We start from the raw sequence: 13,224 nt of genomic DNA, 5'->3' as shown, positions 1-13,224 counted from the left end.
TTATCCCACCCCGACCTACCACACCAGCTTGTCTGTCAGGTCGATAAACCCGGTAATGGTCAGTCTGCCGCTCGCCGGTTGATCGGAAAGCGGCTCGCCATTTTCCACAATGCCAGAGTGCAACAGGCTGGCGGGGTAAAAAGCCACGCGGTTGAAGCTGGCTTCGACTTCGCCGATGCGCTCGTACCACTGTCCGCATTCGCTGGCATAGCCCGGCTGCACCTGTTCAAGGTGCTTACCCGCCTGCGCCTGATAGGTACTGATGCGCTCATCGAGAATATTTTCAAAGCCGCTTTGCCGATGCCTGAAAAGCGCGGTGCCATGGAAGGGTTTGTCGCAAAGGTAGTGCAGCATGGCCAACTGGCGCCCGTTGGTGGCATCGAAGTGGGGCAGGGACTGGATGGGCAGCAGGGCTTGCGGCGGTTTGGTGACCATGGAAAAACAGCAGAAAGCATTCTGAATCTGTGCGCTCGCGAGCCCTGCGCCGGTGTCCAGCCCATAGGCCTGTTGCAGCGCCGCGCTGACTTTTGCCAGCAATGGGCCCAGGTAATCCGCCGGCACCTGGGCGCGCATGCCGGGGTAGTAGGGGTTTTCCCGCAGCCACTGGCCCCGCTGGGCCATTTCCAGCAAAAGCTCGGGCTGGGGATGGGCATTGTCGATAACGACAATGGGCGTGCGCTCGGCGCCGAGCCGTTCAATGGAGGCCTGCATCTTACAACCGCATTAAAACTTTCGGCCTGATTATGCCTCAGGAAAAGCGGCTTGGCAGGTATCGGCAGGTGTGGCGGGGCAAGCGAAAAAAGCCCGCCGGATGGCGGGCTTGGTGGGTGACGGATTCAGTGATGAACCTTGATGATGCGCACGGCAACGGCCGTGAGCGGTTGCCCTAGAGGCTGGCCGCTTCCGCGGCGGCTGTCGGCTGCGCTTCGCGCTGCGCGGTTTTTTTCACATATCCGTCCTCGTCCAGCTCGACAATGGGCATGTCCAGCGCTTCGATCTCTGCGCGGATACTGGTCGCATCGCCCACGATCACGATGGCCATGTTCTGCGGTTCCAGCATACCGGTGATGACCTTGTTGACGGTCTTGCGGTCGGTCTCCTGCAGGAGGGCGTTCTGCTGCGAGCGGTAATCCAGCGGCAGGTCGTACTGCAGGATGCGGTTCAAAAGCCCCAGTTTGGCGGCGGGGGTTTCATAGTTGCGCGCTTCCTGCTGGCCGATGGCGGAGCGCAGGTAATTGAACTCGGCTTCGCTCATGCCCGCGCTGTCGAAGGTCTCAAGCTCGGTAAGCACTTCCCTGAGGGCGTCGGCAGTGGCTTCCTTTTTCACCTCGGAGCTGAACAGATAGATGCCCACATCCGGCTCGCCCATCAGGTAGGTGCGGGCGCCGTAGGTGTAGCCCTTGTCTTCGCGCAGGTTGAGGTTGATGCGGCTGTTGAAGTTGCCACCCAGAGGGAAGTTGCCGAGATAGGCGAGGAAGTAGTCGCCCAGCGCATCGTAGGGCATGGCGTGCTGGCTGAGCCGCAGGCTGGACTGGGCCGCGCCCTCCTTGTTGACCAGATAAACGGTGCGGCCTTTGATTGCCGGTTTGTGCAGATCCAGCGGCGCGCGGGACGCCGCACTGACTTCCAGCTTGGCCAGCCCTTGCAGTGACTCGACGATGGTGGCGTGCGGCAGGCTGGTGCTGACGGTCACGCCGCTCAGGTGCGCGGGGAAGTGCGCCGCATAATAGTTTTGCACGTCTTCCAGGGTGATCTCGGCAACCGTGTCCGGCAGGCCGGCGCTGGGGAAGCTGAGCGGGTGCTCGGGGCCGCGCATCACCGCGCCGACGGCGCGGGTGGCGAGGCCCTGCGGGGTCTTGCGGGCCTGCTGCAGGCCTTCGATGGTCTGCTGCTTGATGCGGGCGAAGTCCTCTTCCGTAAAGGCCGGCTTGAGCATGCGCTCCATCATCAGCGGCATGGCCTTATCGAGATGCTTGGCCAGCACGTTGAGGGTGACGGTGGTGTCGTACTGCCCTGGGGTCACGCTGATCCAAGCGCCGAGGCGCTTAAGCGCTTCGGAAAATTCGGCGGCGCTGCGTTCGGTGGTGGCCTCTGCCATCAGGCTTGCCATCAGCGCGGTGAGGCCGGCCTTGCCGGGGGGCTCGTCACGCTGGCCCACATCGAACACCGCGCACACGGTGACGGTAGGCGTTTCATCGTTTTGCACGCTGAGCAGGCGCACGCCGTTTTCCAGTTTGCCATCCTTAATCGTCGGCAGTTCCACCTGTGGGTTGACGCCGGCTTGCGGCTGCACGCTGCGGTCGAAGTCGTCCTGCACCGGGCGCAGGGCCAGGGCCTCGTCCTTGTCGCTGTAGCTTTCCGGAATGGAGCGTTTCCACTCATAGTTCTGCTTGGCGGCGGCCAGCTCGGCCTTGCCGTTCGGCACCACGCTCAAAATCACCGCCGGCTTGTCGGCGATGTACTGCTCGAACACGCGGGTCACGTCAGCGGTTTTCACCGACAGGTAGGCCTGGATTTCCTCATCGATTCCCTTGGGGCTGCCGGTGAAGGTCTCAAACGCGGCCAGGGTGGATACCTTGCCGGCCACGGATTGCAGGCCGAATACCCGGCCGGACTCGTAGCCGGCCTTGAACTTGGTCAGGTCGTCTTCGGTGACGCCGCGCTCGGCGAACTCGGCGAGGGTATCGCGCACCGCCTGTTCCATTTCCGCCAGAGATTCGCCGGAGGCGGGATTCTGGATAACGATAAACCACATCTCACAGGCCAGTTCCTTACAGGAGTGGGACACGCTCGCCTGTACGGCGCGGCCAGTCTGCACCAGGCGCTGGTAGAGCATGGAGTCCTGACCCTGGCCGAGGATCTGTGCCGCGGTATCCAGGGCCGGTTCGTCCGGGTGGCTGTAGTGCACGGTGGGAACCATCATCGCCAGCGCGGGCAGGTGGATGTTGTCCTCAAGGGTGACGTAGCGATCGGATTCGAGGCTGGCGGGCAGTGGAGGCAGGTCCTTCACCTCGGGGCCGGCGGGAATGGGGCCGAAATACTTCACAACCCATTCGAGGGTTTTGGCTTTGTCGATATCGCCACCGATGGTGAGGGTGGCGTTGTTGGGGCCGTACCAGCGCAGGAAGAAGCGCTTGAGGTCATTGAGGTCGGCGCGGTCCAGATCCTCGAGCCAGCCGATGACCGGCCAGGAGTAGGGGTGGCCGTCCGGATAGGTGGCGGCCATCAGGGTTTCCAGCGCGCGGCCATAGGGGCGGTTATCCACCCGCTGGCCGCGCTCGTTTTTCACGGTCTCGCGCTGTACTTCAAATTTTTCTTCGGTGACCGCGTCGAGGAAAACTCCCATGCGGTCGGACTCCAGCCACAGGACCGTTTCCAACTGGTTGGCCGGCACCGTTTCGTAGTAGTTGGTGCGGTCGGTGTTGGTGGTGCCGTTCAGGGTGCCGCCGGCCTCCTGGATAATGCGGAAATGCTCCTCATCGGCGACGTTCACCGAGCCCTGGAACATCATGTGCTCAAAGAAATGGGCAAAGCCGGAGCGGCCGGGATCTTCGCGGTTGGAGCCTACGTGATAGGTCACGTCCACATGGACCAGCGGGTCGGAGTCATCCTCGTGCAGTACCACGGTCAGGCCGTTGTCGAGTTTGTACTTGCTGTAGGGGATGGCGATACCGGCGCTGTCGCCGGCATCAGTGCCAGCAAATGTTTCGATGTGGGTCACGCCGCCGGGCAGTGCGCTGGCGGAAGCCGTTGAGTCCGGGTCGGTGTCATTGGGGCTTTTGCTGCAGGCGGCGACCAGCGCCGCTGCCACGGTAAAGAGTAATGCCAACAGGGGACGTTGCATGTGGTGATGACTCCCTTCGGGTGCTCTGTAGACGGAGTGTGGGTAGTTATAGTCTGCTTCGATCCTAACACAGCGAAATGGAACAGCGCGGCAATAGGCGCCGGCTCTGCGCCGGGAGGCGTCTATTCATCGCATCGCGGTTAATTAGTGTGACGGGGATGGGGTTTCCGCGCGCGAAGTGGAAGGAGGGAAGTAAGTGAGGGAAGTAAGTGAGACAAAGGAGTGGCGGGAATAAAAGCGGAGCGCCATCGGGCTGGCCGCTGGCAACAGGCAAGATGCTCAGCGATGGAGCCGGAAGCCCGGAGTTCATGCGGCCGAGATTCACAAAACTGTGAACCCACTAAGGCAGCCAAGAAGCGATGGGGAAATTCTTGTCAGCTGTTGGCTGTTACCGGATGGTTTTGAGAGACAGGTCAATACTATTGAGGGGGTAGAGGCAATAAGGAGAGGGAAGTGCTTTTGCCGGGAAAGCTGATAAGATCGAACACCGCAGTTTTGCCTGCAAGTGCGGCAGCAGTAGATTGGCCTGAGAACGAAGGAGTCCAGCAAGTGTCGGAGATGGTGATAAAAAAATTTTTGCAGGATTTCTGTGATAGCGATGAGGGCATTCATTTCGCCATGGTGGTTTCCGTCGATGGGCTGATGATTTGCCATCACGGAGATGTTGCTGATACAGACCTCTTCGCCGCGCTCTTTCTGGAATTGAAAATCGTCTGCGAAAAAATTGTCGGCCAGCTGGATCGCGGGAGCATTGAAGAGATTTATATCCGTTCCAAATCTGGCGGGGTGACCATATTGCCGATATTCGACCGCGGTTATCTGGCCTGCCTGTCTTCGGCAACCATCAATGCCGGTAAGGTGCAGATACGGTCGTGGAAATACATCAAGAAGATTTACGACAATCTCTGACCCGCACGGCAGCCGCTGCACACGCCGTCCCGGCCGGTGCTGTCAATCAGGTGTGCAGAGATCGGCAGGGGCTGTATGCCATTTGTCGGTGTTTAAATACGGGCACAGCGCTTTTTTGCGATGTACCCGCAGGCATGAAGAGCGCTCTGCCGTTGGGAATATCGACAGATGTATCCGCTCAACATACAGCACTCCATCTGGGCATGCCGTAAGCGTAGCCGCGCTATTCCTGATTCATATTTTTCAGGAATCGCGCAGCTTGCGCCCCATTATACTCCAGACAGAGGAGACCTTCTTCGTAGGGTGATCAGGGGCTGATGCCCAGGCTCAACCGATTCTCTGCTCGATCTGCACCGCGGATCTGCGCGCGCTCAGGAAGATTTTGCCAAGGTTGACCGTTGGTTTGGCGGCGACGGCAAGCACCTTGTCCTGACCGGCGCGCACCAACAGCATCAGTCCCTGATTGCCTTCAACCAGCAGTTGCTTCATGGAGCCCCGTGAAATTTCATCGGCGGCTCTTTCGGCAAGCGCGAGCAGCGAGGCACACATCGCCGCGAAACGCTGCTCATCGGTTTCCTTGCCCAGGACTGCACCGATGATATAGCCGTCCGTGGTCATTGTGGCTGCTGCTTCGATGTCCGCTGAGGAAGCTTGCAGCTCTCTTAGAATCGAGCGGGCCACACTGGCCATGGGGTGTTGTTCTTCACCGGAATGGTACAAGGCGTTCATCGGTCACAGAATCCTGGGTTGTTGTCTCTACAAAAAAGCTGTCAGTGAGCTGACGATTAAAGTGCAGCCTCAACACCGGGTAACGCTGCGCGCGCTTTGGTCAGCGCCATCCCAAGGTTGGCAGAGCGGCGGCAGACAAAACACACTACGTGGTTTTGCTCGGTGCGGGTACGCATAAAGATGTGAATCAGATTGTCGCTGTTGACGATGATTTCCTGGAAGTAGTGGTAGTCGTCCAGGTCCAGGCCGCGGGATTTTTTGAACATGTTTTCGATGGTGACCACGTTGGGGCCCTGGAACAGATCCGCAGTGGCTGCGGCGAGCATTTCCAGTACCTCATCGGGGTGAGAATCGACGGTCTTAACGCCCACCAGCATGCCGCTGGTGAGGTCTACATAGCCACCGGCCAGACACTCGGGGATGGTGGAAAGCGCGGCCTGGATGGCTGAATCTAGGTTGGACATGATGTACTCCTGTTGTTGCTTTTACTGCTTATAAAAAGGTTGCTCCTGGCTTCATCCAGGAAGCTTGCGAATTTTTCCAGAAAATCCACCTGGCACTCGGACTGAACCCATCTCGGTTCTATATGCCTGACATTCTCGAGCGCCTCGAGGGCGCTATGTCCCTGCCAGATTCGGTAGGCGGCGAGGATGGTGCCGGTTCTTCCCAGGCCCGCTTTGCAGTGCACGGCGACCACATCGTCGCCTGCGCAGAGAGCGTCAATTTTTTCGCACAACTCGATGGCCAGAGGGATGGGCGGTGCCTGCATATCCGGAATTGGCGCCCAGATATTGCGGATGCCAAATTCGGCCATCGATTCTGTCTCAGGGGGCGTTTTCGTCAGGGTGATCAGGGTGGTGACACCCACGCGGTTGAGCGCTTTCAGGTCGTAGGCGATGTCCTGCACAATGCCCGGGCGTGGAGTGCCGGCGAGTTTGCCTTTGATCAGCCATAGAAAACCACGGGGGCCGAAACTGTCGCTGACATAGCGCGCTTTTTCGATCGGCACCGGTGCCGGTGGCAAGGAGTCCGGCGCAAGGGTCTCGGGGGGTGCGCCCGGCGACGCCACCGAGCAGGAGCCGGTGCGCACAAAGGATTTTGCCGCCGCGCTTGTGGGTCGGCCCAGAACAGTGTGGGTATCACCGGCTTCCTGAATAACGCCGCCGGCAATCAGAATGGATTTGCCACCCAGCCGGCGTGCCTGTGCCTGGTTATGCAGGGCGATAAATATGGCCCTGCGGCGACCTTCGGCGGCGATGTAATGCAGCAGCAATTCGGCCGCATGCTCATCCAGCCCGGTGGTCGGCTCATCCAGAAGCAGCAGGCGCGGCCCCGGCGCCACCAGGCGCAAGATCGCCAGGTGCCTCTGCTGGGCGAGATCGAGCTGGATGACCGGTTCATGAATACGGCTTACCAATTCTCCCAGGCCCGCACCTTCGAGCAGGCGACAGGCAAGCTCGCGCTGCTGCTGCAGGGAAAGCGTGGAGCGCTCGGGCAATTCCGCGATCAGGTTGTCCAGAATACTGGCCATCATCAGCCGCGCATTCTGCATGGTGAGCGCGGGGCGGGAATCTTCGCCGAGCGGTTGTCCCAGGTAACGGGCCGAACCCCAGGTGCCCAGGCGCGGGTTGGCATCATTGAAGCCGGCCAGGGTGCGCAGCAGTGTCGATTTGCCGGTGCCGCTCGGGCCCAGCAAAACCGTAATGCCGCGATCCGCAATCTCCAGGCTGATATCGCTGAGTACGGTTTTATCGCCGAAAGCAACGCCAAAGTGCTTCAGGCTTAACAGGCTTGCATCGGCGGGTTTCGCGTTTAAACCGCTCACCTCTTTATGCTCGGGTCAAGCATGACCAGTAGGGCCTGCAGCAGTGCGGAAATGTCATCGCGCCTGCGCGCGTCCACCTCGAATACCGGTGCGCGAATCCCCAGCTGCATGAGCTTGTCGTTGTACTGTTTGAGGTTGGGCTGTGTCTGCAGGTCCATACGGGTGACCCCAACCGCAACCGCGTTCTCCCGGATAAATTTTGCAAAGGCGCCGAGATAAAATTCCATATCCGCGAGCGGATCATCGGCGGCGTTGTCGATCAGCAGCACCAGCCCCAGCCCACCGATGGTCAGCACTTCCCACATAAAGCTGAAACGCTCTTGCCCGGGAGTGCCATACAGGTGAATAGCCTGGCCATTGCCGAGCGCCAGCCGGCCGTAGTCCATGGCGACGGTTGTGGTCTCTTTGCGCAGGGAAACGTCGTCACTGGCGCGACTTTCGGTGCTCACCACCTCGACGTCGCTGATGGTGCTGATGGCCGTGGATTTGCCGGCGCCAACCGGGCCGGCGAATATAATTTTGTATTCCATGAACTTCGCTACCGTATGGACAACCGCTCAAGTAGGGATGACAGCAGTGCGCGCTGGCGATGGGGCTTGAGCTGTGGCTCGCTGATTTCCCGGTTGACCGCGCGGGTAAGCCCGGCCGCGTGTGCGGCGCTGTAAACCTGGTAAACCTCAGCGGCGGGAATTTTCAGCAGGCGCGAAGCCAGGTAAACAGAGGTGGGGTGCTGGTAAAATATGGCCAGAATCCTGAACGCATTGCTCGTTGTGGGCAGCCGTGTCAGGTTCGGCCAGCGCTTTAATTGCACGACGTCACTCCAGTGACATCCCTGCAGAAGTCGGCCATTAGAGCCATAAAAAGCTGCTTGCCAGAGAAGCTCCTCCGCATCGCGTGCCGCCGGGTTTTCTGCCAGCAGATCGGTTTTGGATGACAGGACGCTGACCTGCACCCGCTGGGGAGGCTGGCGCAAAAAATCAGCGAGGTCTTGAGTGTCGGCGAGGAATCGTCGGCTGGAGCCGGAAAAAGTCAGGCTGCCAAGGCCGGCGGCTTTTACGTGGATATTCTGCGAGTACGACAGGGCACGGCTAAAAATATCAACAAGACAGTCGGCAGGGCTGAAAAAGTCCACCGTCAACTTCTCTGCAGGGTCAGGCATCATTGTATCCGGCTTGCTCGCCCAGTAAGAGCGGCCGTAAGTGATGACCTGTTTTTTTGTCACTGCTTACCGCCAGTTCTTACCTGCAAATCCCTGCAGACTGTGTTGCCATTCCCTGTAATGTTTTGGACGAGATGACTTTAGTTTTATTCAAAATGTGCTGCGGATCATAGGCGCGTCAACCTGCTTATGCAATAGCGAATTATTCCTTTTCCAAAAAAATCACGAATAAAAAATTGGCCAAAAATATTCCGGGAATTTCGCTTTTTTAAAAGGGCTATAAGCCGCTCACTGATGCGCAGCCTGGAGAAATTCTTGATGAATTTTTTAGCTCTCTGTCAGTAACGCTAAAAAAAATCGTTGCGCTGAAGACCTTAACTTTAAGATGGGTATTGCAAGTGAGAGTCTTTCTTTTTCTCAGTGATATTGAAACAGGGTTCCAGTTTTTGTTGCTATCGCAGACTTTGGTTGTCTTTCCCGGCGTGTGGTGTCCGCGAGTAGGAACTTAGGCCAATCAGTCGCGCTGGCAGAATTTCTGCACCGGAAAAACACGCCCGACTACATTGCCTGAACAGTCACGTCATTCTGTTCACGCAGATTGATCATTCCTTCCTTGTAAACGCATTGTCATTACGGGTTGCGGTGCGCAGCAGATCACCTGAATGCCTATCGTGGCCGCTTTATTTGCGACCGGCAGTTCACGTCACCTTGCATCCTGGCCCGGCTGTAATCGGCTCAGCCTGTGCGGGGGGGGCGCGCAATTCCGAGCGTTAGCGGGGCGCAGCCCGCCGGCACTGGTCGTGCAGTTTGGCTTTGCATCTTTCTTGTCGAGCTGCCGGCATCACCGGTGTTTAATCTTTGGTAGGTGTGCCAATCAACGGGTCGAGCACCGGATCTGTCAGTGGATGAACCGGCAAGGAGCCGGCAGCGCTCACTTGCAGCAGTTATGAGTGGACTGCGGGGAGGGTGTGTATGGAGGGTGTGCGTGGAGGGACTGCGCGGGGAAGGCGGACCATTGCGTTGCGTTCAGGCATAAAAAAGGGGCAGCGATGCTGCCCCTGAAAAGGAATGACAAGATGGCGTTTTACTGGATCACCAGGTACCCCAGCTGCTCAGTGGTATGCCAGCGCTCCTGGTTCGACAACTGGTCCTCATCCACCATCGGTGCAATGCTGGTGGAGGTGGTGGCATCACGCAAAACCGCCCAGCTGCCGTCTCCCCCATCCATACCCGACTGGCTCAGCAGGGTTGCCTGTGGGGCCGCAGGCCCTGAATAGGCGTAGGTGACGGGGGTATTGAATGGCCCGCCTACGGTATCCGCGCCCAGGCCCGCCACCAGCTGGTGATCGTTCACCGAGGCGCTACCGGCCTGCAGTACGATGTAGCCCAGCGTTTCAGCGGCGCGCGCGGTGTCGGGGTCTTCACCCACATGTTTACCGAGATAGATGGAATCGGTTGTGGCCGGGTTAGTGCGCTTGGTGCCGCGGTTCCAGAACACCGACCAGCGGCTGTCGTTGTAAGTGGTCACCTGGCCCAGAACCACTGGACTGCCATAGGTGTTTTGCGGCGTGAATGATTCACCGCTCCAGCTGCCCTTGCGGTCGGTAACGGTACTGTTGAAATGCCCCGCTTCCATGAGGATGCCGTGGTCGGCGACATTGTAGACACCGGCCTCGACCACCACAAAGTGCACCGGCAAAGACACCGGGCCGCTGAGCCCATCGGCACGCTGCAGGCGGATATCGAACTGGTTGCCTACTACGTTCTTAAGCCGCACCACCACCGGCACAGAATTCGCCGGATACTGGGGAGTGGTCACAACCACCGGGTCCACATAAGTCCGCGGCAGGGTCACGGTCAGCCAGGCAGTACTGCTGACCGATGGCAACATTTCCGCGTGCAGGAAGGGATTGCCCGGATCGCTGTGGTCGGAAGGGTCGGTACCGGCCACAAACTCCTCGAGGTTGCTGAGGGCATCGCCGTCGAGATCAAGCGTGGCATCGGCGGCGCTCAGGCGGTCGAGACCGTACTGGCTTTCCCAAACGTCCGGCATGCCGTCGTTGTCGTCGTCCGTATCCGCCATATCGCCAAGACCGTCCTGATCACTGTCTTGTGACTCAGCGGAATCCAGCGGGAAGGCATCGGCACCATCCACCACGCCGTCACCATCGGTGTCGGGATTGAGCGGGTTGGTTTGGCCGGCGTGCTCAACGCCATCCACCAGCGCATCGCCATCGGTGTCTTTGTTGGCGGGATCGGTGCCGACCTGAAACTCCTCGAGGTTGCTGAGGGCGTCTCCGTCGAGATCAAGCGTGGCATCGGTGGCGCTTATTGGGTCGAGCCCGTACTGGCTTTCCCACACATCCGGCATGCCGTCGTTGTCGTCGTCCGTATCCGCCATATCGCCAAGACCGTCCTGATCACTGTCTTGTGACTCAGCGGAATCCAGCGGGAAGGCATCGGCACCATCCACCACGCCGTCACCATCGGTGTCGGGATTGAGCGGGTTGGTTTGGCCGGCGTGCTCAACGCCATCCGCCAGCGCATCGCCATCGGTGTCTTTGTTGGCGGGATCGGTGCCGACCTGAAACTCCTCGAGGTTGCTGAGGGCGTCTCCGTCGAGATCAAGCGTGGCATCGGTGGCGCTTATTGGGTCGAGCCCGTACTGGCTTTCCCACACATCCGGCATGCCGTCGTTGTCGTCGTCGGTATCCGCCATATCGCCAAGACCGTCCTGATCGGTGTCCTGCGATTCAGTGGAATCCAGCGGGAAGACATCGGCACCATCCATCACGCCGTCACCATCGGTGTCGGGATTGAGCGGGTTGGTTTGGCCGGCGTGCTCAACGCCATCCGCCAGCGCATCGCCGTCGGTGTCTTTATTGGCGGGATCGGTGCCGACCTGGAACTCCTCGAGGTTGCTGAGGGCGTCTCCGTCGAGATCAAGCGTGGCATCGGCGGCGCTCAGGCGGTCGAGCCCGTGCTGGCTTTCCCACACATCCGGCATGCCGTCGTTGTCGTCGTCGGTATCCGCCATATCGCCAAGACCGTCCTGATCAGTGTCCTGTGACTCGGCGGGGTCGAGCGGGAAGACATCCGCACCATCCATCACGCTGTCACCATCGGTGTCGGGGTTCAGCGGGTCGGTTTGTAAGACGTACTCCTGGCCATTTTCGAGGCCGTCGCCATCGGCGTCGCCATACTGGCTGCCGTCGTCGATCAGCGGGTCGCTGCCGAGCAGCTGCTCAAAACCATCCGGCAGCGTATCGCCATCGGTGTCAGGGTTGGTGGGATCAGTGCCCAGAGTAAACTCGGCGAGGTTTTGCAGCTCATCGCCATCGGCATCTGCGGCGGCATCGTTGTTGAACTCATCGAGGCCATACTGCAGCTCCCACCAATCGGGCATGCCGTCTTCATCTCGATCCCCGAACTCGTCAACCAGAGGATTGGTCCCGGCGGCATACTCGTAGCGATTGCTCACTCCGTCGTGATCGGGATCCTCAGCGCCATCCCCAGCCCAGGATCCGGACAAGCCGTAAAACGCCTCATAGGCATCCGGCATGGAGTCGCGATCGCTGTCACGCTGGTAGCGGCTGTCGAGTGGGAAACGATCGTCGCCATCGAAATAGAAGTCACCATCGGTGTCTGCATTTCTGGGGTCCGTGCCGAGCTGGTATTCCTGCAGCGGTGTGAGCTGGTCGTCATCGCCTGCGTAAAGGTCACTGGCATCCCGGAGATTGTAGGGGTCGAAGCCATGGGCCAGTTCATAGGCGTTGGGCAGGCCGTCGCCATCCGTATCGAACTGATAGGACGGGTTGAGGGGCGCCACATCGAGGCGGTCGTCCCGGCCGTCGCCATCGCTATCGACATTATCGATGGCGGTACCGGCGGTAAACTCGTCCAGATTGGAGCGCCGATCCCCATCGCAGTCGCTGCCGCCGTCCGCGGGGTCATAATCAGAAAGGCAGCCTGGGTGTGCCTGCTCGAAAGCGGTGGGCAGACCATCACCGTCGACATCATCGCTGTAGCGGGGGTCGGCCGGGAAGGCGTCAACACCATCCACCACGCCATCACCGTCGGTGTCGATAAAATCCGGCCGGGTGCCGGCTGCGAACTCCTCGAGGTCGCTGAGGCCATCGCCATCGCTATCGTCATTAATACCGGCGGGGAAGTAGGGTGACAGGGCGTGGCTCTCCTCCCAGGCATCGGGCAGACCATCTTCATCACTGTCGTGGGCGCGAGTCGGATCCAGAGGCCACAGGTCTTCTCCATCCGGCACGGAATCGCGATCGGAATCGAAGCTGTCTGGACGGGTGCCGGCAGCGAACTCCTGCCAATTCAGCAGTCCATCGCCGTCCAGATCCTCACTGGCATCGCCATGGTACTGGTCCGAGAGCCCGAAACGCTCTTCCCATTCACGGGGCATGGTGTCGCGGTCATCGTCACGGGTATAGCGGGCATCCAGTGGGTAGCGATCGAAGGCATCCCATTCACCATCATGATCACTGTCGCGGTTACGGGGGTCGGTCCCGAGCTGGTACTCCTCAAGGTTGGTGAGCTCGTCTCCGTCGTCATCGCCATAGGCATCAGCGGGTTCATAGTCGCGGAAACCATGCGCGGCCTCATACCCGTCCGGCATGCCATCACCGTCCTCGTCGAAGCGGTAGCGGCTGTCCAGTGGCGCAATATCCGCGCCGTCGATCACACCGTCGCCATCGGTATCCACCACAGAAGGATTGGTGCCGGCGAGGTATTCCT

At 59.6% G+C, this 13,224-nt stretch carries 8 protein-coding genes and 1 pseudogene; 1 reads left to right on the top strand and 8 read right to left on the bottom strand.

All coding sequences use genetic code 11. The annotated features are described in order from the left end of the window. Positions 1-15 precede the first annotated feature (15 nt). On the bottom strand, positions 16-711 hold the full coding sequence (locus ABEA58_RS10305; RefSeq protein ID WP_345551226.1) for a DUF6445 family protein: 696 nt from the start codon (positions 709-711) through the stop codon (positions 16-18). 175 nt (positions 712-886) lie between these two features. Then, positions 887-3,844 carry a M16 family metallopeptidase gene (locus ABEA58_RS10300; RefSeq protein ID WP_345551225.1) on the bottom strand — a complete coding sequence of 986 codons (2,958 nt, stop codon included), beginning with the start codon at positions 3,842-3,844 and terminating at the stop codon, positions 887-889. 459 nt (positions 3,845-4,303) lie between these two features. Between ABEA58_RS10300 and ABEA58_RS10295 the strand changes: the two genes are divergently transcribed. Continuing rightward, on the top strand, positions 4,304-4,753 hold the full coding sequence (locus ABEA58_RS10295) for a roadblock/LC7 domain-containing protein (protein WP_345551223.1): 450 nt from the start codon (positions 4,304-4,306) through the stop codon (positions 4,751-4,753). Positions 4,754-5,080: 327 nt separating this feature from the next. On the opposite strand, the gene ABEA58_RS10290 is transcribed toward ABEA58_RS10295, so the two are convergent. From ABEA58_RS10290 to ABEA58_RS10265, 6 genes and pseudogenes are all read right to left on the bottom strand, one after another. Beyond that, entirely contained in the window at positions 5,081-5,443 is a 363-nt protein-coding gene (locus tag ABEA58_RS10290; protein WP_345551221.1) for a roadblock/LC7 domain-containing protein, read from the bottom strand. 95 nt (positions 5,444-5,538) lie between these two features. Next, positions 5,539-5,946, bottom strand: coding sequence for a hypothetical protein (locus tag ABEA58_RS10285; RefSeq protein WP_345551219.1), 408 nt, complete (start codon positions 5,944-5,946; stop codon positions 5,539-5,541). Continuing rightward, on the bottom strand, positions 5,934-7,307 hold the full coding sequence (locus tag ABEA58_RS10280) for a phosphatase domain-containing putative toxin (protein WP_345551217.1): 1,374 nt from the start codon (positions 7,305-7,307) through the stop codon (positions 5,934-5,936). Before ABEA58_RS10280 ends, ABEA58_RS10285 begins: the two co-directional genes overlap by 13 nt. After that, positions 7,304-7,837 carry a GTP-binding protein gene (locus ABEA58_RS10275; RefSeq protein WP_345551215.1) on the bottom strand — a complete coding sequence of 178 codons (534 nt, stop codon included), beginning with the start codon at positions 7,835-7,837 and terminating at the stop codon, positions 7,304-7,306. The genes ABEA58_RS10280 and ABEA58_RS10275 overlap by 4 nt, the downstream gene beginning before the upstream one ends. Before the next feature lie 8 nt (positions 7,838-7,845). Beyond that, positions 7,846-8,529 (bottom strand): hypothetical protein, encoded by a 684-nt coding sequence (locus ABEA58_RS10270; RefSeq protein WP_345551213.1) that lies wholly within the window; start codon positions 8,527-8,529, stop codon positions 7,846-7,848. A gap of 1,021 nt (positions 8,530-9,550) precedes the next feature. Further along, positions 9,551-13,224, bottom strand: a pseudogene (locus tag ABEA58_RS10265) (hypothetical protein); the annotation flags it as partial.

Origin of the sequence: Microbulbifer aestuariivivens (assembly GCF_039545115.1) — a bacterium.
GTDB classification, from domain to species: Bacteria; Pseudomonadota; Gammaproteobacteria; order Pseudomonadales; family Cellvibrionaceae; genus Microbulbifer; species Microbulbifer aestuariivivens.
Note: the sequence above shows the minus strand (reverse complement) of the source record. Positions and strands in the feature narration are given on the sequence as shown.

What these genes read in the sequence shown, in the direction of transcription:
- ABEA58_RS10300 (WP_345551225.1), bottom strand. Translation starts at nt 3,844, where the DNA reads ATGCAACGTCCCCTGTTGGCATTACTCTTTACCGTGGCAGCGGCGCTG.
- ABEA58_RS10290 (WP_345551221.1), bottom strand. Translation starts at nt 5,443, where the DNA reads ATGGCCAGTGTGGCCCGCTCGATTCTAAGAGAGCTGCAAGCTTCCTCA.
- ABEA58_RS10305 (WP_345551226.1), bottom strand. Translation starts at nt 711, where the DNA reads ATGCAGGCCTCCATTGAACGGCTCGGCGCCGAGCGCACGCCCATTGTC.
- ABEA58_RS10285 (WP_345551219.1), bottom strand. Translation starts at nt 5,946, where the DNA reads ATGTCCAACCTAGATTCAGCCATCCAGGCCGCGCTTTCCACCATCCCC.
- ABEA58_RS10275 (WP_345551215.1), bottom strand. Translation starts at nt 7,837, where the DNA reads ATGGAATACAAAATTATATTCGCCGGCCCGGTTGGCGCCGGCAAATCC.